The organism is Streptomyces sp. NPDC002793, from assembly GCF_040295485.1.
Lineage (GTDB): Bacteria > Actinomycetota > Actinomycetes > Streptomycetales > Streptomycetaceae > Streptomyces.
This window is the reverse complement of sequence record NZ_JBEOVL010000006.1, coordinates 215,771-237,042: the sequence shown is the minus strand read 5'-3', so window position 1 is coordinate 237,042 and position 21,272 is coordinate 215,771. Positions and strand designations below refer to the sequence as shown.

The window sequence follows — 21,272 nt, the reverse complement described above, 5'->3', positions numbered from 1 at the left end:
CGACGCGCAAGAGCCCACCCACGGAAGGTCTTGATCAGATGCCGGCCAGCTCCGACTCCCTCACCCCGCACACCGCCGAGAACCGCGTCATCGAGCCGCTCTACGCGGAGATCCTGCGACGCAACCAGGGCGAAGGCGAGTTCCACCAAGCGGTGCGCGAGGTCCTCGAAACCCTGGGCCCCGTGCTTGCGCAGCGCCCGGAGTTCGTCGACGCCCGCATCATCGAGCGCATCTGCGAGCCCGAGCGCCAGCTCATCTTCCGCGTGCCGTGGTCGGACGACGCCGGCGACATCCACGTCAACCGCGGCTTCCGCGTCGAGTTCTCCAGCTCGCTCGGCCCCTACAAGGGCGGGCTGCGCTTCCACCCCTCGGTCAACCTCGGCATCGTGAAGTTCCTCGGCTTCGAGCAGATCTTCAAGAACGCCCTCACCGGCATGCCGATCGGCGGCGGCAAGGGCGGCGCCGACTTCGACCCCAAGGGCCGCTCCGACGCCGAGGTCATGCGCTTCTGCCAGTCGTTCATGACCGAACTCCACCGCCACCTGGGCGAGTACACCGACGTCCCCGCCGGTGACATCGGCGTCGGCGGCCGGGAGATCGGCTACCTCTTCGGCCAGTACAAGCGGATCACCAACCGCTACGAGTCCGGCGTCCTCACCGGAAAGGGCCTCGGCTGGGGAGGCGCCCAGGCGCGCACCGAGGCGACCGGCTACGGCTGTGTCCTGTTCACCGCCGAGATGCTGCGCGTGCGCGGCGAGTCCCTCGACGGCCAGCGCGTCGCGGTGTCCGGCTCCGGCAATGTGGCCATCTACGCCATCGAGAAGGCCCAGCAGCTCGGCGCGACCGTCGTGACCTGCTCCGACTCGGGCGGCTACGTCGTCGACGAGAAGGGCATCGACCTCGAACTGCTCAAGGAGATCAAGGAGACGGGCCGCGGCCGGATCTCCGAGTACGCCGAGCGGCGCGGCGAGCAGGTGACGTACGTCGAAGGCACGGGCGTCTGGAACGTCCCCGTCGATGTCGCCCTGCCCTGCGCCACCCAGAACGAGCTCCACGAGGCCGACGCCCTCGCCCTCGTGCGCAACGGCGTGAAGGCGGTCGCCGAGGGCGCCAACATGCCCACGACCCCCGACGCCGTCCAGGTCTTCCAGAAGGCCGGCGTCGCCTTCGCGCCCGGCAAGGCGGCCAACGCCGGCGGAGTGGCCACGAGCGCCCTGGAGATGCAGCAGAACGCCTCGCGCGACTCCTGGACCTTCGCCCACACCGAGGAGCGACTGGCGCAGATCATGCGCCACATCCACGACTCCTGCCACACCACGGCCGAGAAGTACGGCAGCCCCGGCAACTACGTGGTGGGCGCCAACATCGCGGGCTTCGAGCTCGTCGCGGACGCGATGCTGGCGCAGGGCCTCATCTGATCCTGGCGCCACGCAGGGCCCGGGGTGGGGGAGCCCCCGGGCCTGCGTCAGGACGGTGGTCCTGAGCAGGCCGACATCGGCGGCTGACGGCCCCTCGCGGCAACGCCGTTCTGCCGTCAGCAGATCCGCCCGGCGCGGAGGGCTTTCCCTTCCCGCGCCGGGCACACCGCTCCTAGGCTGGGGCGATGAGCAGCCACGCGCCGAACCGTGCCCGCGTCATCCCCCTGCGCCCCGCTCCTCCCGCCAGGGAGCCCCTCTGGCGGGACGTCGTCGGGGACGTCCTGCGCCGCGAGCGCCTCGCCCAGGAGCGGACGCTCAAGGACGTGGCCGAGGACGCCCGGATCTCCGTGCCGTACCTCTCCGAGGTCGAACGCGGCCGCAAGGAGGCCTCGTCCGAGGTCCTCGCCGCGGCGGCCCGCTCGCTCGGTCTCGGGCTGGCCGACGTGCTGTCCCTGGCCCAGCGGGACCTCGCCAGGCACAGCACCCGGACCGCGTCCGTCCGGCCCCCCATGGGCGAGGTGCGGCTGGCCGCCTGAGCCGCCGGGGCAACCCTCAGGCCCCGGCCCAGTACGCGGCCCGCACCTCCTTCTCCGCGAAGTCACGGCGGGGGAGACGCAGGCCCAGGGACTCCTCCAAGGCGTGGAAGTACAGCTCGAACGTGTTGGTCAGTTCGGGGTGGTCCAGCTCGGCACGGCGCAGGGCCCGGTTGACGAAGTCCAGCTCGCCGCCCCGGAGGAAGGGGGCGCGGCCGTGTTCGTACCAGATCAGCTCCACCGCGGTCATGTCGTCGGCGACGGGGCGGCCGTCCCGCATGTAGTCGAAGGTGTAGATGGCCTTCGCGGAGGTGGCGGTCAGCCGCACGTTCGCCTTGATCCCGAGCGCCGCGTACGCCTCCTTGTCGGCGTAGGCTCCCGGAGGCGTGTCATGGTGCAGAAGGAAGGTCCACCCGCCCGCCTCACCGAAGCAGCAGCTCTCCCACTGCCGCTCCCGGTCGGGCCGGTCGCTGTCGATGGCCTCCAGGTCCTTCAGGCGGGTACCGGCCGCGACCTGCGCGGGATCGGCCCCGTAGAGCAGGGCCAGCCGTTCGGCGTCGATGGTCCGCCCGGGCGCCGCGCGGTAGAAGGAAAGCGTCGTGTACGGAGCCTGGTCACGCCAGGACCCGGCTATCCAGGCGAATCCCTCCAACGGATCGCGCCCGCAGGCCTCGACCACCCCCGGGTCGTCCAGGCCGCCCCCGCGGAACCGCCGGCCCCACGCCGGATCGATCCGGCCCAGCGCGTCGGCGGCCTCCCCGAGGCCGTCGCCGCGCTCCCGCATCGCGGCCTCGGCGACCAGGTACAGCACCTGTTCGAGGTCGCGGGAGGCGAAGACCTCACGGTAGGGACCGTGCCGGCCGTGCACCGTGCCGTCCTCGCCGAGCAGCAGGAACAGGCCGCCGTCCCCCGTCTCCTCGGCGCGCCAGGCCCACTCCTCCAGCTCGTCCTCCGAGAGCGTCACGGGCGGCAGCTCGACCCCGTCGAGCAGGGGATGCCGTGCGGCCGTCCGCCGCCAGGCGTCCGCGAGGATCTGCTTGGTGATCACCATGGCGCCAATATAGAAGCGGGCTCTGACAACCGACCGGCCTCCGAGCCCACGCCCCGACGGGCGTGAGCTCGTCGGGCGGTTACTCCGCGGCGCCGGGAGCCGGGGCGATGCCCGTCGGGCAGGAGCGGCCCCAGTTCGTCTCCGAGGGGGACTCCAGCGTCGCCCCCGTGCCGCCGATGCCGCAGTAGCCGTCGGGGTTCTTGTCGAGGTACTGCTGGTGATACGCCTCGGCGGGCCAGAAGGTGCGGCCCTCCGCCGGGAGGATCTCCGTGGTGATCGTGGAGAAGCCGGCGCCCGTCAGCACCTGCTGGTACGCCTCGCGGGACGCCTCCGCGGCCTCCGCCTGCTCGGGGGAGTGGGGGTAGAGCGCCGAGCGGTACTGGGTGCCCACGTCGTTGCCCTGGCGGAAGCCCTGGGTCGGGTTGTGGGACTCCCAGAAGAGCTTCAGCAGGTCGGCGTAGCTCACGACCGCCGGGTCGAAGACGACACGGACCGCCTCCGTGTGGCCGGTCAGACCCGAGCAGGTCTCCTCGTACGTCGGGTTCTCGGTGTAACCGCCCTGGTAGCCGACGAGCGTCGTCCAGACGCCCTCGGTCTGCCAGAACTTGCGCTCGGCGCCCCAGAAACAGCCCAGCGCGAAGTCGGCGACCTCCAGGCCCTGCGGGTACGGGCCGGTCAGCGGGTTGCCGAGGACCGTGTGGCGGGACGGCACCGTGAATTCGGGGGTGGGGCGGCCGCGCAGGGCCTCCTCCGGGGTGGGGAGCTGCGGGGTGCGGTGGGTCAGGAACATGCGGGGGCTCCTCCGGGGGTCGGGGTTCGCTCCGTACAACGCCGCGGGGGCGCCGTGGATTCCGGGGTCAGGTCGTCCCGGGGGCCGGGGGATCGCGCCGCGCGTCGTCGCCTCCGTCGCGGTCCCGGGGGGCCGGGTTCTCGTACGAAGCCATGTACGCGGCGGTCTTCTTGCGTGCCCGCAGCCAGAACCAGACGGCGAGGGCTATCAGGATCAGCGGGATCAGTCGTTCCATGGGGTGTGCCGGTCCAATCCGGAGGGGGCGGTGGTACGCCGGTCAGTGGAGCAGCGTGGCGGGGCTGCCGCCGTTCGCCTCGTACCCGGCGACGGCCAGCGCCCGGTACACCGTGTACTCGGCGGCCGGGTCCGGATTCTGGGTCCAGGGCAGCGCGCCCACGTGGCCGTCGATGTGGACGAACTGCCGCATCGCCTCCGACCAGCGCTCCATACGGACGAGGAAGAGGACCAGCAGGTGCCGGACGTGGGCGAGCATCGGGTCGTCCGCGCGGGCGGCGTGCACCGCGAACATCGCCCCCTCGACCGCCTTCGTCACGACGACGCCACGGTAGAAGCCCTGCACCAGATTGACCTCGGGCAGGTGCTCGTACACCGCGAACAGCGGCAGCGCGGCGAGGAGCGAGCCCTGCGGGGCGCGGGCGGCGGCCGCCGTCGCGAAGCGGTCGGCCTCCTCGCGGGAGCCGTGCCACTTCTCGCACCAGAAGTGCAGGGCGGCGATGTGCGCGCCCATGTGCGCGGGCGCACGGTCGATGATCTTCGCCCAGAGCTGGTCGAACTCCTCGTGCGAGTAACCCAGTCCACGGGCGGCGGCCAGCTCCACGATGTACGGGACGGGGTCGCCCGGTGCCAGCAGGGCCGCCTCGCCGCAGACCGTACGGGCCTCCTCCAGGATGATCCGGAAGTCGTCGGTGCCCACGGTCCCGGTGCGCCACGCCTGCTGCACCAGGAACTCCGCGTGCACCGCCGCCGCGCCCGCGTCCTTCGGGGCCTCGGCCCGCCACGTCCTCAGCCAGGCCCCGCCCTCACCCGGCCGCTGCGCCAGCTCCAGGGACGCCGCGCCGGCGAACGCCTGCACCCGCTGCCAGCGGATCTCGCTCTCCTTCGGCGTGCCCGCGAGCAGCTGGGACGCTGCCCGCCAGCTCCCGGTGCCCTGGACGACATCGAGGACGTCCAGCAGGTCCTGGTCGGGCCCGGGCATCCGGACGTCCAGCTCCTCCTGGCGCGCGAAGCCGTACGTGTCGGGGTCGGCGGCGTCGGGCGAGCCGGGCGCGACCTGGTGAATGCCACCACGGCGCCGCCGCACGATCGGGCCGACGACGGCGAGGAGCATGCACAGGGCGAGCAGGAACCACAGAATCTCCATGCGGCCCATTGTCCCCGGACGGGTATCGGGGCGGCGAGTGGCCCGTGGCACACCTCCCGACGAACTACGCTCGGCCCCATGAGCGACCAGCACAGCTTCGAGACCCTCGCGATCCACGCCGGCAACACGGCGGATCCCCTCACCGGCGCAGTGGTCCCGCCGATCTACCAGGTGTCCACGTACAAGCAGGACGGCGTCGGCGGGCTGCGCGGCGGCTACGAGTACAGCCGCAGCGCCAACCCCACCCGCACCGCGCTGGAGGAGAACCTGGCGGCGCTGGAGGGCGGGCGTCGCGGGCTCGCCTTCGCGTCGGGCCTCGCAGCGGAGGACTGCCTCCTGCGCACCCTGCTGACACCCGGGGACCACGTGGTCATCCCGAACGACGCCTACGGCGGCACGTTCCGGCTGTTCGCGAAGGTGGCCTCGCGCTGGGGCGTCGAGTTCTCGGTGGCCGACACCTCGGACGTGAGCGCCGTCCGCGCGGCCCTCACCCCGCGCACCAAGGCGATCTGGGTGGAGACGCCCTCGAACCCGCTGCTCGGCATCACCGACATCGCGGCCGTCGCCGGAGTGGCCCGCCAGGCCGGCGCCCGGCTCGTCGTCGACAACACCTTCGCCAGCCCCTACCTCCAGCAGCCGCTCTCGCTCGGCGCCGACGTCGTGGTGCACTCCACCACCAAGTACATGGGCGGCCACTCGGACGTCGTCGGCGGCGCGCTCGTCGTCAGCGACCCTGAGCTGGCCGAGGAACTGGCGTACCACCAGAACGCGATGGGCGCCGTGGCCGGGCCGTTCGACGCGTGGCTCGTGCTGCGCGGCATCAAGACCCTCGCCGTCCGCATGGACCGCCACGACGAGAACGCGACGAAGGTCGCCGATCTGCTGACCCGGCACCCCAAGGTGACCAAGGTCCTCTACCCGGGGCTGCCGGACCACCCGGGCCACGAGATCGCCGCCAAGCAGATGAGGGCGTTCGGCGGGATGGTGTCGTTCCGGGTCGCGGGCGGCGAGGAGGCGGCGGTCGAGGTCTGCAACCGCGCGAAGCTCTTCACGCTCGGGGAGTCGCTCGGCGGCGTCGAGTCGCTCCTGGAGCACCCGGGCCGTATGACGCACGCCTCCGCCGCGGGTTCTCCGCTGGAGGTGCCGGCCGACCTGGTCCGGCTGTCCGTCGGCATCGAGAACGCCGACGACCTGCTGGCCGACCTGACGCAGGCCCTCGGCTGACAGCCGAAACGGTCCGACGGCCGGGACCAGCGCATGGTCCCGGCCGCCGGACGGCGCGTACAGCGGTCAGACAGCGGCCTTCTCGTCCTCCAGCGAGGCCCGGACCTGCTCGCGCAGCTCCGGACTGTCCGTGTGCTCGTGCACCGAGACCGCGTGCTCGGCGGCGGCGCGGACCACTTCGTCCTCCTCACCGGAAATGGTGAGCGAGCAGTTCGAGACGCTCGGATAATTACGGCAGTCGGCGACTTTCCGTGTCATGACGGCCTCCTCGACTCGCGAGTGCAGGCCCTTCCAGGGTAGATCCGATCAGCCGGACGATCAGGCCGAAAAAACGGCCGGATCAGTCCTCCTGCGCCGGCTGGAACCCCGTCTGCCGGGCCGCGAGCGAGCCGTTGAACCGGGTCAGCAGGGCGCAGAACGTGTCGCGCTCCTCCTCGGTCCACCCGTCGGTCACCTGGACCATCAGCTCACGCCGCGAGGCGCGGACCTCGTTCAGCCGGGCCTGGCCGCGCGGCGACAGCTGCAGCACCACGGCACGCCCGTCCTCCGGGTGAGAGGTCCGCTTGACGAGGCCGGTGTCGACGAGCGGCGCGACCTGCCGGGTCACGGTCGAGGAGTCGATCCCCATGCCCGCGGCCAGCGCCTTGACGCCCATGGGGCCTTCCACGTCGAGCCGGTTGAGCAGCAGATATGCGGCCCGGTCCATCGAGTTGCGGACCTGGCCGACCCCGCCGAGGCGGGTCTGCTCGGCACGGCGGGCGAAGACCGCCACCTGGTGCTGAAGGGCGTCGAGCAGGTGGTCCGTTCCCGGGTGTCCGGGGGCCGCGCCCCCGGAAGGAGACGCATCAGTCGTCATGTCCTGAGGGGGCATGGCCGGGGGCTCTCTTCGTGCGGTGTCGGATGGGTGGGGGACAGAGTACGCGGCCACGGGGCAACGTGTACCAGCGCTGCACAAAGCTGTGGACACCCCCGCAGGCCGCCATGAGATGCCACGGCCCCGACCGCTCCGAGCTGCAAGACTTGTGGTCATGAGCTTCCGTACGTCAGGCCCCTTTCCTCCGCTGATCCTCGACGACGTCCGAGGCGCGCAGAAGATGCTGTCCGGGGTCGCCAGAACGACCGGGATGGAGGGCAGCCGTCACCTCACCGACCTCGTCGGCGCCCCGGTCCACCTCAAGTGCGAGAACCTCCAGCGCACCGGTTCGTTCAAACTGCGCGGTGCGTACGTACGGATCTCCGGCCTCAGCCCCGTCGAACGGGCCGCCGGCGTGGTGGCCGCGAGTGCCGGAAACCATGCGCAGGGTGTCGCACTCGCCTCTTCGCTGCTCGGCGTACGCTCCACGGTCTTCATGCCCGTCGGAGCGCCCCTGCCGAAGGTCGCCGCGACCCGGGACTACGGGGCCGAGGTCCGGCTCCACGGGCATGTGGTGGACGAGACGCTCGCCGCCGCCCAGGAGTACGCCGAGGAGACCGGCGCCGTCTTCATCCACCCCTTCGACCACCCGGACATCATCGCGGGGCAGGGCACCGTGGGCCTGGAGATCCTCGAACAGTGCCCGGAGGTCCGCACGATCGTCGTCGGCGTCGGCGGCGGCGGTCTCGCCGCGGGGATCGCCGTCGCGGTGAAGGCGCTGCGCCCCGACGTGAAGATCGTCGGCGTCCAGGCGGCGGGCGCGGCAGCCTTCCCGCCCTCCCTCTCCGCAGGGCATCCGGTGGCGCTCGACTCCGTACAGACCATGGCCGACGGGATCAAGGTCGGCCGCCCCGGCGATCTCACGTTCCCGCTGATCCAGGAGCTGGTGGACGAGGTCCGAACGGTCTCCGAGGACGAGCTCTCCAGCGCCCTGCTGCTGTGCCTGGAGCGGGCGAAGATGGTCGTCGAGCCGGCCGGGGCGAGCCCGGTCGCGGCGCTGCTGAGCGACCCCGAGTCGTTCCGCGGACCCGTCGTCGCCGTGCTGTCGGGCGGCAACATGGACCCCCTGCTGATGCAGCGCGTCCTGACCCACGGCATGGTCGCGGCGGGCCGCTACCTGAGCCTGCGGCTACGCCTCACCGACCGCCCGGGCGCGCTCGCCGCGCTGCTCGCCACCCTGACCGTCGCCGACGCCAACGTGCTCGACATCAGCCACGTGCGGACCGATCCGCGGCTCGGGCTCACCGAGGCGGAAGTGGAACTGCACCTGGAGACCAAGGGGCCCGAGCACTGCGACGAGGTCGCCGCGGCGCTCCGGGAGGCGGGCTACCTGGTGCGCCTCTGAGCGTCCGGATCCCCCTGTAATCCTGTTGCCGGTCGCGATGTATCGCGTTACCTTGCATCGCCGAACCGCCCGGAGATCCCGGCCTACGGGGGCCGCGAACCCTACGATCCGGTCAGGAATCCACGCGAAGCAACTGGGGGAGTCCGTATGCCAGGCGCCATCTACGCCGAAGGCCTGGTGAAGACCTTCGGCGATGTACGAGCACTGGGCGGCGTCGATCTCGACGTACCCGAAGGAACCGTCCTCGGACTGCTGGGGCCCAACGGCGCCGGCAAGACGACGGCCGTACGTGTCCTGACCACCCTGCTCCGACCGGACAGCGGACGGGCTGTCGTGGCGGGCATCGACGTCCTCAAGGACCCCGACGCGGTGCGCCGCTCGATCGGCCTCTCCGGCCAGTTCGCCGCCGTCGACGAATACCTCACCGGCCGTGAGAACCTCCGGATGGTCGGGCAGCTCTACCAGATGAGTTCACGCGACGCGAAGAAGCGGGCGGGGGAACTCCTGGAGCGGTTCAACCTCGCCGACGCGGCCGACCGCACCGCGAAGACGTACTCCGGGGGCATGCGCCGCCGCCTCGACCTGGCGGCGGCACTCGTCGTGTCCCCGCCGGTGATGTTCATGGACGAACCCACCACCGGACTCGACCCGCGCAACCGGCAGCAGCTGTGGGAGGTCATCGAGGACCTCGTCGCGGGCGGCACGACACTGCTGCTCACCACGCAGTACCTGGAGGAGGCCGACCACCTCGCCCACGACATCTGCGTCATCGACCACGGCAAGGTCATCGCCCGGGGCACCTCCGACCAGCTCAAGGCCCGCACCGGCGGCGAGCGCGTCGAGGTCGTCGTCCACCAGCCCGACCAGATCGCGCCCGCCCGCTCGGTCCTCGCCACGTACGGCAAGGGGGAGATCACCGTCGCCGAACACACCCGCAAGCTGACCGTCCCGGTCACCGGCGGGGCCAAGCTGCTCGCCGAGGTCATCCGCGACCTCGACACCCACGGCGTGGAGATCGACGACATCGGGCTGCGACGCCCCACCCTCGACGACGTCTTCATCTCGCTCACCGGCCACGCGGCGGAGCTGGAGAGGAACGGCGAGGACGCATCGACCGAGGCCGCAGAGGGCCGGAAGGAGACCGGGGAATGAGCGCCGTCACGGACGCGACGAAACCGGCACCGCTCAAGTCGCGCGGGGCGATCAGCCGATCGGTGGCCGACTCCCTGGTGATCACCCGTCGCAACCTGATCCGCATGAGCCGCATCCCGGAGATGATGCTCTTCGGGGTCATCCAGCCGGTGATGTTCGTGGTGCTGTTCACGTACGTCTTCGGCGGCTCGATCAGCATCGGCGGCTCCACCGACCCGCAGCTGTACAAGGAGTTCCTGATGGCAGGGATCTTCGCGCAGACGGTCACCTTCGCCACCGCGGGCGCCGGTGCGGGCATCGCGGACGACATGCACAAGGGGCTGATCGACCGCTTCAGGTCGCTGCCCATGGCGCGGGGCGCCGTCCTCACCGGGCGGACGCTCGCCGACCTCGTCCAGACCACCCTCACCCTCGTCGTGCTCGCGGGGGTCGCCCTGATCGTCGGCTGGCGCGCCCACGAGAACATCGGCAAGGTGCTCTGCGGCTTCCTGCTCCTGCTCCTGCTCGGCTACGCCTTCTCCTGGATCGGAGCCCTGATCGGCCTGACCGTGCGGACCCCGGAGGCGGCCACCTCCGGCGGGCTGATCTGGCTGTTCCCCCTGACGTTCATCTCGAACGCCTTCGTGCCGGTGACCGGCATGCCGACGTTCCTCCAGCACGTCGCCGAGTGGAACCCCTTCAGTGCCACGGTGGCGGGTGCCCGTGAACTCTTCGGGAACACGATGCCGGGCGTTCCGCAGTCGGTCACCGGTGCCTGGCCGATGGAGCACCCGGTCTGGGCCTCGATCATCTGGTCGGTCCTGATCATCCTGGTCTTCCGGACCCTGGCGGTCCGCAAGTACCGCCAGGCGACTGTGTGACGGGCGCGCCCTGCTGACGGCGGCTCATGCCGATCCGTGTGTTGTCCCGAGCCCTCTACAGGAGTTCCCTGTGGGGGCTTGGCCCGTACTCGTAAGGGCATACCCTGGCTGAGAGGTGATGGGATGTCACTGTCCGACAATATTCGTAACCACCGCCGTCGGGTCGGGCTGAGCCAGGAAGGGCTTGCCGAAGAGGCCGGACTGTCCGTGGGTGTGGTGCGCAAGGTCGAGCAGGGAGGGAACGTCCAAGTCGAGACGATCCGCATGCTTGCGCGTGCCCTTGGCACCACGACATCCAGCCTCTTCGCCACTGAGGCGCCTGATCCGGTCCGCGTGAACGCAGGCGACGGGCCGAAACTGACCGAGCTACGCCGGGCGCTCATGCCACCGGTCGGCCTGGTCGAAACGCTGGCCGCCGAACCGGAGCAGGAGATCTCGCTGCCCGCCCTCCAGCGGGACATCGAGGATCAGCACGCCCTGTATCGCTCGGACCGCTACGACAGCGTGGCGAAGAAGCTGCCGGGGATCCTGAGGGCTGCCGAAGCGGCTGTCGTGCTCAGCGACGACGGCGGAGACCGTCGACAGGCCGTGATCACTCGCGCCAGGGCCTTCCTGCTGACTGGCAAGTACCTGACTCAGGTCCGACGCTACGACTTGGCGTACCACGCCCTCTCGCGAGGCATCCAGGACGCTCGATCGGTAGGCGAGGTCCAGCTCGCCACGAACGGTGTCGTCGGCATGGGGTGGTTGCTCCTGCGGCAGGACCGGTTCGACGAGGCCGAGCACCTGGCCACCGTGACGGCCGACGAGGTCGAACCACGCATGTCCAGTGCGCTGCCTGAGCAACTGGCCGTCTGGGGTGAGCTGCTTCAGCGTGTGGCGTCCGCCGCGATCCGGAACAACCGCCCGGACGTGGCCGGGGAGGCCCGACGCATGGCGACGACGGCTGCGAGCGCGCTCGGCCGGGAGCACATGGACTTCGCGCGGCACTGGGGCACGTTCGGGCCGGTGACGGCCGAGACCAAGGCGATCGAGGACCTGTCCCTCATCGGTGACGCGCGGGGGGTGCTCAGCCGAGCTGATGATGGTCCTGTCAGCGGCAAGGCGCTCAAGAAGCTCGGCCGGCCGAGTCCGAACAACTGGGACCGGCACCGTTTGGACGTCGCCCGGGCACACGTACTCCTCGGGGCGCATCAGGATGCGATGGACGAGCTGGCAGGGATCAAGGCGTCGGCTCCGGAGTGGTTGCGGCATCAGACCATGGCCCGGCGGATCGTGCAGGACATCTTGCAGCGCCGGAAGCGGACGCTGACGCAGGACATGCGTGACATGGCAACCCATCTCGAGGTCTCCGGCTGACTACCACGCGCCGTAGTACTTCCTGGCGCCCGGCCAGCGAACTACTACGGGGTCAGCCTGGTCGGTCGTCATCACCCTCCGTAGCTTGAGCGTCATGGCGAGTAACGAGCAAGCCGAGCCCCGCATCGAGATCGGCTCGGTCATACGGGACACGGCGTCGGGTCGGATCGGCATCGTGCGGCGTGCTCCCGAGGGGGCCTTCCGTCTGCATGCCCTGTGCGGCGGCACGCGCTGGGAGGTGGATCCCGGCTCCCTGGTGGAGCTGACCTCGGTCGAGGCGCTCAGCGCCCGGGTCGCGGTCGCCAACTACTGGTCCAGGAACCGGGTATGACGCCCGCCCGTGCCGTCGTCCGGCACGTGACGTGGACCCTCGCCCCGGACCGGGAGCCGGACGCCGAGCCGGTGACCTACACGCTCCTCTGCGTCGTCTGCTCCGAGAAGTCCGAGCGCTCCGAGGACTGGGTGGAGCCGCAGGAGTGGGCCCTCGCGCACTCGGGGCGGAACCCTTCTCATCACACGTACCGCGAGGTGGTCACGCGCCCGTGGAGGACGTGGATGAGTGCCTAGCCGGGCTCCCCCGTCCCCGCGCAGGCCTCCGCCTCCGCCAGGAAGCGCGCCACCGGGCCCAGGGTCAGCAACCCGCTCGCGGCGCCCGCGTGTTCACCGCGGGCATCGCGCAGGGCGGCCACCGCCCGTGCGGCTGTCGCGCGTTCGCCGAGGTGTGCGGCGGCGTGGGCGGTCAGGCACCACAGGGCCTCCTGCATGTGGTCGGGGGGTGGCTCGGGCGCTGTGGCGAGGGCGGCGCGGGCCTCCTCGGCCCGGTTCTCGGCCAGCAGGACGAGAGGGAGGGTCCACGGGCGGTACGGGCCCCAGTCGAGGTGCGGGTCGGTGGGCGCGGGCCGGTCGTGCAGCAGGCGCAGCCCCAGCAGGGCGAGGGGGAAGAGGCCTCGGTGCAGCCCCGGCATTCCGGCGGTCCGTAGGGAGTCCTCTGCCGTGCGGTAGTGCGCGGCAGCCGTGGCGGCGGTCGGTCCGCCGGGTCCGGTGGAGCGGGCGGCCGTGACCCGGGCCCGGAACCACCCGGTGAGGACGGGGACGAGGGGCGCCTCGGTGGTGGCGGCGAGCTGTTCGGCCGCCTCCGCGTGGGTGGTCGCGGCGTCGAGGTCGCCGAGGGCGGAGGCGGACTGCAGGCGGACGAGGCGGCCCAGTACGGCGAAGTTCGGCAGCCCGTACCGGGTGGCCAGGTCGAGGATCTCGGCGCCGATCCCGTCCCGTACCGTCGCGAGCCCGGGGCGGGCGAAGGAGTGCAGGAACACCCCGTCGAGGGCGAACGCCAGCAGGGCGGGATCGCCCAGGTCCCGTGCCAGCGCCTCGGCCTGCCGTGCCGCCTGCCGGGCGCGGGTCAGCTCGGTCGCGGACGCGTCGGCGCTGCGGGTCTCGACGGCGACCGTGGCCAGGAGCCGGGCCACCAGGTCGGCCGGACCGTCGGGGCCGAGCGCGGTGAGGGTGCGCTCGGCGGTCGCGACGACGGTCCGGCACTGCTCGGGGTCGTCGGCCCGGCTCCAGAGGGCGGGTACGTCGTAGGCGCCGATGATCCGGGCGGTCAGGGCGGGGTCTCCCGTGCGTTCCGCGGCCCGTACGGCGGCGAGGCGGTCGCGCCGCGAGTGGACGAGGGCGTCGCCACCCGCCAGCGCGAGGGTGCGGGCCAGATCCACGGTGGTGCGCGGGCCGAGCCGGGCACCGGGGCCGGTCCATGCGGTACGCGTCCGTTCGGCGGGCACGTATCCGTTGAGGATGTCCGTCTCCAGGCGTTGGAGGTCGGCACCCGGGTCGAGGCCGAGCCGGTCGACGAGCATCGCGCGGGCGCGGCGGAGGGTGGCGAGCGCGTCGGCCTGGCGGCCCGCGCGGTGGAGTGCGCGGGCGAGCAGTCCCCAGGCCGGCTCACGCCACGGGTGCTCGGCGACGTGGGCGCCCAGTTCGGCGACGAGGCCGGCGCCTTCCCCGGAGTCGAGGAGGATGCGGGCGCGCAGTTCCACCCCTTCCAGCCGCAGCTCCTCCAGCCGGGTCCGCTCGCGCCGCGCCCACTCGGAGCCGGTCACATCGGCGTAGGCGGGTCCGCGCCAGGCCGCGAGTTCCGTGCCGAGGCCGGTCACCGCGTCGGGGTGGTGCCGGGCGCGGGCCAGGGCGTCCTGGAAGCGGTGGACGTCCACGTCCTCGCGCGGCAGGCGCAGCGCGTAGCCGGGGCCTTCGGTGACGAGCACGCGCGGTGGATCGCGGGGCGGCCGGTCGGGTTCGAGGGCGCGGCGCAGGGCGGCGACGAACGTGCGAAGAGCGCCCACCGCGCGGGCCGGCGGGTCGGTCCACAGGTCGTCGACGAGGGTGTCGGTGGTGACCATCCGTCCTTCGGCGGCCACGAGCCGGGCGAGTACCTCGCGATGGCGGGGCCCGCCCAGGCCGACCGGACTGCCGTCGTCGTGGAAGGCCCGCACGGCGCCGAGTACGTCGATTCGCATGCCCCCATCCTCCGTGCCGGGAACCGGCCGCGCCGCACCGTACTGATCGGCTGCTGATCGCCGTCGCCCAGGCTGATCCGGTCAGCCCCCGACACAGCCCCCCGACCCGCAAGGACGGTCCCTCATGGCGCTCACCCTTCCCGGCTTCGATCACGTCCGCCTGCCCGGCGAGGACGGTGTGGAGCTGGCTGCCGCCGTCGGCGGCAGCGGCAGCCCGGTGGTGCTGCTGCACGGCTTCCCCCAGACCCACCTGATGTGGCGGCACGTCGCCGAGCGGCTCGCCGACGATCACACGGTGATCTGCCCTGACCTGCGGGGCTACGGCGCCAGCGACAGGCCGGCCGCCACCGGGCCCGAGGTCTACGCCAAGCGCACCATGGCCGCCGACGTCGTCGCCCTGGCGGCGGCGCTCGGCCACGAGCGCTTCGCCCTCGTCGGCCACGACCGGGGCGCCCTGGTCGCCTTCCGCGCGGGGCTGGACCACCCCGAGACCATCACGCACCTGGGCATCCTCGACGTCGTGCCGACGCTCGACATGTGGAACGTCCTGCACGGCGCCTCGGCGGCGGTCGGTTACCACCTGTTCCTCATGGCGCAGCCGCCGGGCCTGCCGGAGGAGATGATCGCCAACAGCGCGGACGCGTTCTTCGGCTCGTTCCTCGAAGCCTGGGCCGCCGACCCGGCCGCAATGCCGCAGGAGGTGCGTGGTGAGTACCTGCGGGCGAGCGCCATGGCGGTGACGTCGATCGTCGCGGACTACCGGGCCTCGGCGGGCATCGACGTCACGCACGACCAGGCGGACCTGGACGCCGGGTCGCAGCTGGCCATGCCCGTGACGGTCGTCCAGCAGGACTGGGGCGCGCGGCTCGGCTACGACGCCGCCGGGGTGTGGAAGGCGTGGGCACCGGACCTGGACCACCGGCTGACCCGGGCGGGGCACTTCATGGCCGAGGAGGCACCCGACGAGATCACGTCGGCGATCGTGGACCTGCTGGCCCGCTGAGACCACCGCCCGCCCCCGGGCACGACGGAGCCCCGGCCGCATGCGCGGTCGGGGCTCCGTGATGTGTGTGTGGGGTCAGCCCTGGTAGGGCTTCGCCGAGACGATCTTCACCGTGGCCTTCTTGCCGTTCGGCAGCTCGTACTCCGCGTCCTCGCCCATCCGCTTGCCGTTCACGCCCATGCCGAGCGGGGACTGGGGGGAGTAGGTCTCGATGTCGGAGCTCGCGTACTCGCGGGAGGCGAGCAGGAAGGTGACGGTGTCGTCCGGGTCGCCGTCGAAGGCGATCGTCACGACCATGCCGGGCTCGACCACGCCGTCGTCGGCCGGGGCTTCGCCGACCTTCGCGTGCTCCAGGAGCTGGGTCAGCTGACGGACCCGGAGCTCCATCTTGCCCTGCTCCTCCTTGGCCGCGTGGTAGCCGCCGTTCTCGCGGAGGTCACCCTCCTCGCGGGCCGCCGCGATCTTGACGGAGATCTCCGTGCGCGCGGGACCAGACAGGTACTCCAGCTCTGCCTTCAGCTGGTTGTACGCCTCCGGCGTGAGCCAGGTGACGTTATCGCTGGTCTGGGTCACAGGGTGCTCCTCGTCGGTGCTGGGAATACAAAGCAACGCCCTACCCCAAGCATGCGCTGCCACGGGTGGGCGAAACAACGAGCCTAACAATTTCGCGCGAAAAGGGGGAGAAGGTAAAACGTCACACACTTGTCCGCGCAGGTCAGCACGAGAGAGGGTGCATCGGGGGCGGCGCGCGCCCCGGTGCGGTCAGCTCCCCGTGGTGCACCCCTTGAGCTCGACGGCCGTCGCCCTGGAGGTGGTGCGCAGGGAGACCACCTCGTCGATCCGGTCGGTGCGCTCGGCGAAGCGGAAGTCCGCCCGGCCGACCTCCGCGCCGTCCTCGCTCAGGGCGCGGAGCGTGCAGTGCCCGTCGGCGTCCCGGTCCTTGCGGACCTCCAGGTGGACCTCGGCGCGGGCGTCGGAGACGATCTTGGACTTGATGAGTTCGGCGCTGACGTCCTGGCCGGCCACGTAGTCGTAACCGAACCAGCCGATCATCGCGAGGAAGGCCACACCCAGCACCGAACCGGTGATCCGCAGCTTGCGGTCCGCCCGCTGATCCTGCGACCGGCCGTAGCGCCCCTCGGGCAAGGCCTCGCGAACCGCTGCCATGATCGTTCCTCCCGTACAGGGGATCGAGGAATTTTCCACCCCCCGGTTCAGTCACTATAGAAGCCGACCACTGCGACGAATCACTGAGGACCGAGTCTTGACCGAGCAGCTGCGACTGATGGCCGTTCACGCCCACCCCGACGACGAGTCGAGCAAGGGCGCGGCCACCATGGCCAAGTACGTGTCCGAGGGGGTGGACGTCCTGGTCGTCACCTGCACGGGGGGCGAGCGGGGATCCATCCTCAATCCGAAGCTCCAGGGGGACGCGTACATCGAGGCGAACATCCACGAGGTGCGCAAGAAGGAGATGGACGAGGCCAGGGAGATCCTGGGCGTCAAGCAGGAGTGGCTCGGCTTCGTCGACTCGGGTCTGCCCGAGGGCGACCCGCTGCCTCCGCTGCCCGAGGGCTGCTTCGCGCTGGAGGACGACGAGACGGCGGCGGGGCGCCTCGTCGCGAAGATCCGCGCGTTCCGGCCGCAGGTGATCACCACGTACGACGAGAACGGCGGGTACCCGCACCCCGACCACATCAAGACGCACACGATCTCGATGATCGCGTTCGAGGGCGCCGCGGACACCGAGCGGTTCCCCGAGGCGGAGTTCGGCCCGGCCTTCCAGCCGCAGAAGCTGTACTACAACCAGGGTTTCAACAAGCCGCGCACGGTCGCCCTGCACGAGGCGCTCCTCGCCCGTGGGCTGGAGTCCCCGTACGGCGACTGGTTGGAGCGCTGGAAGGAGTTCGAGCGCGCCGAGCGCACGCTGACCACGCACATCCCGTGCGACGACTTCTTCGAGATCCGCGACAAGGCGCTGATCGCGCACGCCACGCAGATCGACCCGGACGGCGGCTGGTTCCGCGTCCCGATGGACGTCCAGCGGGAGGTCTGGCCGACCGAGGAGTACGAGCTCGCCAAGTCTCTGGTCGCTACTTCCCTCCCCGAGAGCGACCTCTTCGCGGGCATCCGCGACAATGCCTGATATGTACGCGACCCAGGCACTGACGCAGTTCGTTCCGCTCGCCGCCAAGGAGCTCGACGAGAACAAGGTCACCCCCGGCGTTCTCGGCTTCCTCGTCTTCGCGGCGCTCGCCGTCGGGGTGTGGCTCCTGATGAAGTCGATGAACCGCCACATGGGCAGGGTCGACTTCGAGGAGGCCCCCGACCCGGCCGCGAAGCCGGCGGACACCGAGGCCGCGGAGAAGGCGGGCGCCTCCGCCGAGAAGTCGAAGGCGGCCGCTCAGGGCAAGGGCTGACGCCGCTCGGCCACTTCCCCCGCAGGGCTGGACGGAGGTGGCCGTGCCGGCGGGCTCAGCCCCGGCGGCGCGCGTCGTCGAGATGGCGCAGCACGGCCGCGACCCGGCGGTCCGTACGGTCCGCCGGTGCCAGGTCCAGCTTGGCGAAGATGCTCCGGATGTGCTTGTGGACGGCGCCGTCCGTGACGAAGAGACGTGCGGCTATCGCCGTGTTGCCCAGGCCCTCCGCCATCAGTGCCAGCACATCGCGCTCGCGCGGGCTCAGCCGGTCCAGGTGGGCGTCGGGGCGGGTGCGTGCGAAGAGCTGCGCGACGACCTCCGGGTCGATGGCCGTCCCGCCGGCGGCGACGCGCTCCAGCGCGGTCAGGAACTCCTCGACCCGGCCGACCCGCTCCTTGAGCAGGTAGCCGAGCCCCGCGCTGCCCTCGGAGAGCAGATCCGTGGCGAAGGCCTGCTCGACGTAGGCGGAGAGCACGAGGACCGGCAGACCTGGTTGGCGGCGCCGTGCCTCCACGGCCGCCCTGATCCCCTCGTCGGTGTGCGTCGGCGGCATCCGCACGTCGACGATCGCCACGTCGGGCCGGTGCTCGTCCACCGCGTCCAGGAAGGTGTCGGGGCCACCCGTGGTCGCCACGACGTCGAGCCCCTCCGCGCGCAGCAGCAGCGCGAGGCCTTCCCTCAGCAGCGGATCATCCTCCGCGATCACGATCCGCACGGCAGTTCGGCCTCCAGTGTCGTGGGCCCACCCGGTGGGCTGGCCAGAGTGAATACGCCGTCGAGTGCCTCGACGCGCTTGCGGATGCCGGCCAGGCCGGACCCGCCGTGTTCGTCCGCCCCGCCGCGCCCGTCGTCGGTGACCCGGACCCGCAGCCGCCCGTCGTCGTGGTGGACCGTGACGGCGGCGTGCGCCGCCCCGCTGTGCCTGGCGACGTTGGTCAGCGTCTCCGCCACCACGAAGTAGGCGGTCGCTTCGACGGACGCGGCGAAGCGTCCGTCCACGTCGGCCTCCACCCGGCAGGGCACCGGGCAGTTGGCCGCCAGACCCGAGAGCGCGTCGCCGAGGCTCCGGTCGGCCAGCACCGGCGGCAGGATGGCGCGCACCACGGCGCGCAGCTCCGCGAGTGCCTGCTCGGCGGCGCCCTGCGCGCGTTCCAGGAGGGCGTCGGCGCCGGCCGGGTCACGGGCCACCGCCCGGCGGGACGCCCCGAGCAGCACGGTGACGGCGACCAGACGGTTCTGGGCGCCGTCGTGCAGCGCCCGTTCGATCCGGCGGAGCTCGGCGGCGTGCGCGTCCAGGGCGGCCGCACGCGTCGAGGTGAGCTGGGCGACACGCATCACGAGGTCGGTGCCGGGCGGAGGGGCCAGCAACCGCCGCCCGGGCCAAGCCTGGAGCCACGCCATCCCCGGTACGACGGCCAGGGTGACGGCCAGCCAGCCGACGCCGAGCAGACTCACGGCGAAGGCACCCGGCCAGTCGCGCACCGTCCACAGACCGATCGAGGGAGTGGCCTCCGCAGGCGGGACGAGACCCCACCACAGCGGGAACGACGCGTCGGTCACCGAGGTGAAGGGGAGCGTCATCCCGACCAGGCCCAGGGCCGTCCCCAGGACCGCGTGGGAGGCGACCCAGCCCACCTCGCGGCGGGTGGCCGGGTCGGTGACCGCCTCGCGCAGCCGGGTGGGCCCGGGCCCGCGGCCGATGATCTCCGGGCCCCACCGGGACAGCCGTGCGCGCTCGCGGCCTGCCACGGCGCGCAGCGCCCGCAGGGTGCCGGGCACCAGCAGCAGACCGATGCCGAACAGGCAGGTCACCGCGGTGAACACCAGCCACAGCAGCATGACCAGGGCGAGGATCGCCGTACCGATGCCACCGACGAGGTGCTCGAAGGAGTCCAGTGCGGCACGGGCGCGTGCGAGGACGCCCAGGGGGCGGGCCGGTCGGTGACCGGCCACCGGTGACGTGTCGTGCGTGGGCATCCCACCTCCAGTGCGACGCCACTATGACACCCGGCACCGGGCGGGGGAGGGCCGGGGGAACGTTGGTACAGCCTGCTGTACTTCCGTTCTCCACCTGGCCGGATCGTCCGCCGCACGGCGCGTCCGTAGCGTCCTGTCCGTACCCCAACTCCCCCTCGGACAAGGAGAAGACGATGAACGATCCCCTCCCCGGACGCACGGCGGCAAGCCCCTCCCGTGGCCTGCTGCGGCCCGTGCTGTGGGCGCTGCTCCTGCTCTGCGCCGTCTGCAACGCGGTCACCTCGACGATGGACGGGGTCACGGTCGTCGTCTCCGTCGCCTTCGGGCTCGCCACGCTCGCCTGCGGCGTCGGACTCGTCCTGCACCATCGTCGGACCGCGTCCGCCGAGAAGACCGCGAGGGCAGCCCTGTGACCGTCCAGCAACAGCTCGGCGTCGGCCCTCCGCCGCCCGCCGCCGCCGGGCCCCGGCCGGGCGGCGGCGTGCGGGGGAGCATCCGCCGCGCGCCCCTGATCTGGTTCTTCTCGCTCGCCTTCCTGATGAGCTGGGTGGCCTGGGTGCCGTACATCCTGTCCGGGAACGGCCAGGGCGTCCTCGACTTCACCTTCCCCGGGGGCGACACCGGCGGAAGCCAGCTGCTGGGGGTCCTTCCGGGCGCCTACCTCGGCCCGATCCTGTCGGCGTTCCTCGTCACGATCATCACCGAGGGACGCCCGGGGCTCCGCGCCTGGGTGGGCCGGATGACCGCCTGGCGGGTCAGCTGGCGCTGGTGGGCCGGTGTCATCGTCGCCGTCCCCCTCGTGCTCGTGCTCACCTTGTACGCGCTGGGCGGCCGGAGCCCCGTCATGCCGAGCGCCATGGTGCTCGCCGCGTTCCTGCCCGGGCTGCTCCTGCAGATGCTCACCACCGGCATCGCCGAGGAGCCTGGCTGGCGCGACTTCGCGATGCCCCGGCTCCAGAGCGCGTACGGACCGGTCGTCGGCACGCTGATCCTCGGCCCGCTGTGGGGCGTCTGGCACCTCCCGCTGTTCCTCACCGACTGGGGCGGCACCGTCCTCTGGTACACCCCGTTCGAATTCGTGGCCACCACGATCGCCTTCAGCTTCGTCATGACGTGGCTCTTCAACCACACCAGGCAGAGCCTGCTGCTGGCCATGCTGCTGCACACCGGCGTGAACAACTTCTTCTCCATCGCGTACTCGGACGTCTTCCCGACCCTGGGCGATTCGTACGCGGCCCACGCCTTCCTGGTCAGCTCCACCGTCGTGGCGGCCGTCCTGCTCGTCGCCACCCGCGGCCGGCTCGGACTTCCGCGTGACAGAGCTGTCCCGTAATCC

At 71.7% G+C, this 21,272-nt stretch carries 25 protein-coding genes; 14 read left to right on the top strand and 11 right to left on the bottom strand.

The features are described 5' to 3' along the window. Positions 1-38 precede the first annotated feature (38 nt). Together gdhA and ABT001_RS08530 are read left to right on the top strand one after the other, a co-directional pair. Positions 39-1,418 (top strand): NADP-specific glutamate dehydrogenase, encoded by a 1,380-nt coding sequence (gene gdhA / locus ABT001_RS08535; protein WP_351274257.1) that lies wholly within the window; start codon positions 39-41, stop codon positions 1,416-1,418. A gap of 185 nt (positions 1,419-1,603) precedes the next feature. Next, positions 1,604-1,954 (top strand): helix-turn-helix domain-containing protein, encoded by a 351-nt coding sequence (locus tag ABT001_RS08530; RefSeq protein WP_351274254.1) that lies wholly within the window; start codon positions 1,604-1,606, stop codon positions 1,952-1,954. A gap of 16 nt (positions 1,955-1,970) precedes the next feature. On the opposite strand, the gene ABT001_RS08525 is transcribed toward ABT001_RS08530, so the two are convergent. The 4 genes from ABT001_RS08525 to ABT001_RS08510 form a co-directional block, all read right to left on the bottom strand. Beyond that, complete coding sequence (locus ABT001_RS08525; protein ID WP_351274252.1) at positions 1,971-3,002, bottom strand: hypothetical protein; 1,032 nt, start codon at positions 3,000-3,002, stop codon at positions 1,971-1,973. Between the two features lie 79 nt (positions 3,003-3,081). Next, the gene (gene msrA, locus ABT001_RS08520) at positions 3,082-3,792 is read right to left on the bottom strand and encodes a peptide-methionine (S)-S-oxide reductase MsrA (protein WP_351274250.1); all 711 of its coding nucleotides are present in this window, start codon (positions 3,790-3,792) and stop codon (positions 3,082-3,084) included. 67 nt (positions 3,793-3,859) lie between these two features. Beyond that, positions 3,860-4,027, bottom strand: coding sequence for a hypothetical protein (locus ABT001_RS08515; RefSeq protein WP_351274247.1), 168 nt, complete (start codon positions 4,025-4,027; stop codon positions 3,860-3,862). Between the two features lie 42 nt (positions 4,028-4,069). Beyond that, complete coding sequence (locus ABT001_RS08510) at positions 4,070-5,173, bottom strand: hypothetical protein (RefSeq protein ID WP_351274244.1); 1,104 nt, start codon at positions 5,171-5,173, stop codon at positions 4,070-4,072. Positions 5,174-5,251: 78 nt separating this feature from the next. Between ABT001_RS08510 and ABT001_RS08505 the strand changes: the two genes are divergently transcribed. Next, the gene (locus ABT001_RS08505; protein ID WP_351274241.1) at positions 5,252-6,397 is read left to right on the top strand and encodes a cystathionine gamma-synthase; all 1,146 of its coding nucleotides are present in this window, start codon (positions 5,252-5,254) and stop codon (positions 6,395-6,397) included. A 66-nt stretch (positions 6,398-6,463) separates the two neighbouring features. Here ABT001_RS08505 and ABT001_RS08500 read toward each other — a convergent pair whose 3' ends face one another. Together ABT001_RS08500 and ABT001_RS08495 are read right to left on the bottom strand one after the other, a co-directional pair. Continuing rightward, positions 6,464-6,655, bottom strand: a complete 192-nt coding sequence (locus tag ABT001_RS08500; protein ID WP_351274240.1) for a DUF1059 domain-containing protein — start codon at positions 6,653-6,655, stop codon at positions 6,464-6,466. Positions 6,656-6,737: 82 nt separating this feature from the next. Next, positions 6,738-7,268: a MarR family winged helix-turn-helix transcriptional regulator gene (locus tag ABT001_RS08495; RefSeq protein ID WP_351274238.1), complete on the bottom strand. Its 531-nt coding sequence runs from the start codon at positions 7,266-7,268 to the stop codon at positions 6,738-6,740. Between the two features lie 157 nt (positions 7,269-7,425). Here ABT001_RS08495 and ilvA point away from each other — a divergent pair, with 157 nt between their 5' ends. The 6 genes from ilvA (at position 7,426) to ABT001_RS08465 (ending at position 12,593) form a co-directional block, all read left to right on the top strand. Next, positions 7,426-8,655, top strand: coding sequence for a threonine ammonia-lyase (ilvA, locus tag ABT001_RS08490; RefSeq protein WP_351274235.1), 1,230 nt, complete (start codon positions 7,426-7,428; stop codon positions 8,653-8,655). A 147-nt stretch (positions 8,656-8,802) separates the two neighbouring features. After that, positions 8,803-9,807: an ATP-binding cassette domain-containing protein gene (locus ABT001_RS08485; protein ID WP_351274232.1), complete on the top strand. Its 1,005-nt coding sequence runs from the start codon at positions 8,803-8,805 to the stop codon at positions 9,805-9,807. Continuing rightward, positions 9,804-10,667, top strand: coding sequence for an ABC transporter permease (locus tag ABT001_RS08480; RefSeq protein ID WP_351274229.1), 864 nt, complete (start codon positions 9,804-9,806; stop codon positions 10,665-10,667). The genes ABT001_RS08485 and ABT001_RS08480 overlap by 4 nt, the downstream gene beginning before the upstream one ends. A 123-nt stretch (positions 10,668-10,790) precedes the next feature. After that, the gene (locus tag ABT001_RS08475; protein ID WP_351274226.1) at positions 10,791-12,026 is read left to right on the top strand and encodes a helix-turn-helix domain-containing protein; all 1,236 of its coding nucleotides are present in this window, start codon (positions 10,791-10,793) and stop codon (positions 12,024-12,026) included. Between the two features lie 94 nt (positions 12,027-12,120). Next, the gene (locus ABT001_RS08470) at positions 12,121-12,357 is read left to right on the top strand and encodes a hypothetical protein (RefSeq protein ID WP_351274223.1); all 237 of its coding nucleotides are present in this window, start codon (positions 12,121-12,123) and stop codon (positions 12,355-12,357) included. Further along, on the top strand, positions 12,354-12,593 hold the full coding sequence (locus ABT001_RS08465; protein ID WP_351274220.1) for a DUF7848 domain-containing protein: 240 nt from the start codon (positions 12,354-12,356) through the stop codon (positions 12,591-12,593). The genes ABT001_RS08470 and ABT001_RS08465 overlap by 4 nt, the downstream gene beginning before the upstream one ends. Here the strand turns inward: ABT001_RS08465 and ABT001_RS08460 are convergent. After that, a complete protein-coding gene (locus ABT001_RS08460; RefSeq protein ID WP_351274218.1) occupies positions 12,590-14,536 on the bottom strand; it encodes an AfsR/SARP family transcriptional regulator in 1,947 nt (648 codons plus the stop codon). The two genes, ABT001_RS08465 and ABT001_RS08460, sit on opposite strands and share 4 nt — an antisense overlap. 124 nt (positions 14,537-14,660) lie before the next feature. Between ABT001_RS08460 and ABT001_RS08455 the strand changes: the two genes are divergently transcribed. Next, a complete protein-coding gene (locus tag ABT001_RS08455; RefSeq protein WP_351274215.1) occupies positions 14,661-15,539 on the top strand; it encodes an alpha/beta fold hydrolase in 879 nt (292 codons plus the stop codon). Between the two features lie 75 nt (positions 15,540-15,614). Here the strand turns inward: ABT001_RS08455 and greA are convergent, their stop codons facing one another. Both greA and ABT001_RS08445 read right to left on the bottom strand, forming a co-directional pair. Beyond that, positions 15,615-16,112 (bottom strand): transcription elongation factor GreA, encoded by a 498-nt coding sequence (gene greA, locus ABT001_RS08450; protein WP_351274212.1) that lies wholly within the window; start codon positions 16,110-16,112, stop codon positions 15,615-15,617. 189 nt (positions 16,113-16,301) lie between these two features. Further along, positions 16,302-16,706, bottom strand: a complete 405-nt coding sequence (locus ABT001_RS08445) for a DUF4307 domain-containing protein (RefSeq protein WP_351274209.1) — start codon at positions 16,704-16,706, stop codon at positions 16,302-16,304. Positions 16,707-16,803: 97 nt separating this feature from the next. On the opposite strand from ABT001_RS08445, the gene mca reads away from it, so the two are divergent. Then, positions 16,804-17,685, top strand: a complete 882-nt coding sequence (gene mca, locus ABT001_RS08440; protein ID WP_351274206.1) for a mycothiol conjugate amidase Mca — start codon at positions 16,804-16,806, stop codon at positions 17,683-17,685. Between the two features lies 1 nt (position 17,686). Continuing rightward, entirely contained in the window at positions 17,687-17,959 is a 273-nt protein-coding gene (locus ABT001_RS08435) for a hypothetical protein (protein ID WP_351274204.1), read from the top strand. A 55-nt stretch (positions 17,960-18,014) separates the two neighbouring features. Here the strand turns inward: ABT001_RS08435 and ABT001_RS08430 are convergent, their stop codons facing one another. Next, the gene (locus ABT001_RS08430) at positions 18,015-18,674 is read right to left on the bottom strand and encodes a response regulator transcription factor (protein ID WP_351274201.1); all 660 of its coding nucleotides are present in this window, start codon (positions 18,672-18,674) and stop codon (positions 18,015-18,017) included. Then, positions 18,662-19,936 (bottom strand): sensor histidine kinase, encoded by a 1,275-nt coding sequence (locus ABT001_RS08425; RefSeq protein WP_351274198.1) that lies wholly within the window; start codon positions 19,934-19,936, stop codon positions 18,662-18,664. The genes ABT001_RS08430 and ABT001_RS08425 overlap by 13 nt, the downstream gene beginning before the upstream one ends. Before the next feature lie 173 nt (positions 19,937-20,109). Here ABT001_RS08425 and ABT001_RS08420 point away from each other — a divergent pair, with 173 nt between their 5' ends. After that, positions 20,110-20,349 (top strand): hypothetical protein, encoded by a 240-nt coding sequence (locus ABT001_RS08420; protein ID WP_351274195.1) that lies wholly within the window; start codon positions 20,110-20,112, stop codon positions 20,347-20,349. Then, entirely contained in the window at positions 20,346-21,269 is a 924-nt protein-coding gene (locus ABT001_RS08415) for a CPBP family intramembrane glutamic endopeptidase (protein ID WP_351274192.1), read from the top strand. The genes ABT001_RS08420 and ABT001_RS08415 overlap by 4 nt, the downstream gene beginning before the upstream one ends. Positions 21,270-21,272: the final 3 nt, after the last annotated feature.

Bases quoted from the DNA above. Each gene is read 5' to 3' on its own strand.
- gdhA (WP_351274257.1), top strand. From the start codon at position 39: ATGCCGGCCAGCTCCGACTCCCTCACCCCGCACACCGCCGAGAACCGC.
- ABT001_RS08530 (WP_351274254.1), top strand. From the start codon at position 1,604: ATGAGCAGCCACGCGCCGAACCGTGCCCGCGTCATCCCCCTGCGCCCC.
- ABT001_RS08525 (WP_351274252.1), bottom strand. From the start codon at position 3,002: ATGGTGATCACCAAGCAGATCCTCGCGGACGCCTGGCGGCGGACGGCC.
- msrA (WP_351274250.1), bottom strand. From the start codon at position 3,792: ATGTTCCTGACCCACCGCACCCCGCAGCTCCCCACCCCGGAGGAGGCC.
- ABT001_RS08515 (WP_351274247.1), bottom strand. From the start codon at position 4,027: ATGGAACGACTGATCCCGCTGATCCTGATAGCCCTCGCCGTCTGGTTC.
- ABT001_RS08510 (WP_351274244.1), bottom strand. From the start codon at position 5,173: ATGGAGATTCTGTGGTTCCTGCTCGCCCTGTGCATGCTCCTCGCCGTC.
- ABT001_RS08505 (WP_351274241.1), top strand. From the start codon at position 5,252: ATGAGCGACCAGCACAGCTTCGAGACCCTCGCGATCCACGCCGGCAAC.
- ABT001_RS08500 (WP_351274240.1), bottom strand. From the start codon at position 6,655: ATGACACGGAAAGTCGCCGACTGCCGTAATTATCCGAGCGTCTCGAAC.
- ABT001_RS08495 (WP_351274238.1), bottom strand. From the start codon at position 7,268: ATGCCCCCTCAGGACATGACGACTGATGCGTCTCCTTCCGGGGGCGCG.
- ilvA (WP_351274235.1), top strand. From the start codon at position 7,426: ATGAGCTTCCGTACGTCAGGCCCCTTTCCTCCGCTGATCCTCGACGAC.
- ABT001_RS08485 (WP_351274232.1), top strand. From the start codon at position 8,803: ATGCCAGGCGCCATCTACGCCGAAGGCCTGGTGAAGACCTTCGGCGAT.
- ABT001_RS08480 (WP_351274229.1), top strand. From the start codon at position 9,804: ATGAGCGCCGTCACGGACGCGACGAAACCGGCACCGCTCAAGTCGCGC.
- ABT001_RS08475 (WP_351274226.1), top strand. From the start codon at position 10,791: ATGTCACTGTCCGACAATATTCGTAACCACCGCCGTCGGGTCGGGCTG.
- ABT001_RS08470 (WP_351274223.1), top strand. From the start codon at position 12,121: ATGGCGAGTAACGAGCAAGCCGAGCCCCGCATCGAGATCGGCTCGGTC.
- ABT001_RS08465 (WP_351274220.1), top strand. From the start codon at position 12,354: ATGACGCCCGCCCGTGCCGTCGTCCGGCACGTGACGTGGACCCTCGCC.
- ABT001_RS08460 (WP_351274218.1), bottom strand. From the start codon at position 14,536: ATGCGAATCGACGTACTCGGCGCCGTGCGGGCCTTCCACGACGACGGC.
- ABT001_RS08455 (WP_351274215.1), top strand. From the start codon at position 14,661: ATGGCGCTCACCCTTCCCGGCTTCGATCACGTCCGCCTGCCCGGCGAG.
- ABT001_RS08445 (WP_351274209.1), bottom strand. From the start codon at position 16,706: ATGGCAGCGGTTCGCGAGGCCTTGCCCGAGGGGCGCTACGGCCGGTCG.
- ABT001_RS08435 (WP_351274204.1), top strand. From the start codon at position 17,687: ATGTACGCGACCCAGGCACTGACGCAGTTCGTTCCGCTCGCCGCCAAG.
- ABT001_RS08425 (WP_351274198.1), bottom strand. From the start codon at position 19,936: ATGCCCACGCACGACACGTCACCGGTGGCCGGTCACCGACCGGCCCGC.
- ABT001_RS08420 (WP_351274195.1), top strand. From the start codon at position 20,110: ATGAACGATCCCCTCCCCGGACGCACGGCGGCAAGCCCCTCCCGTGGC.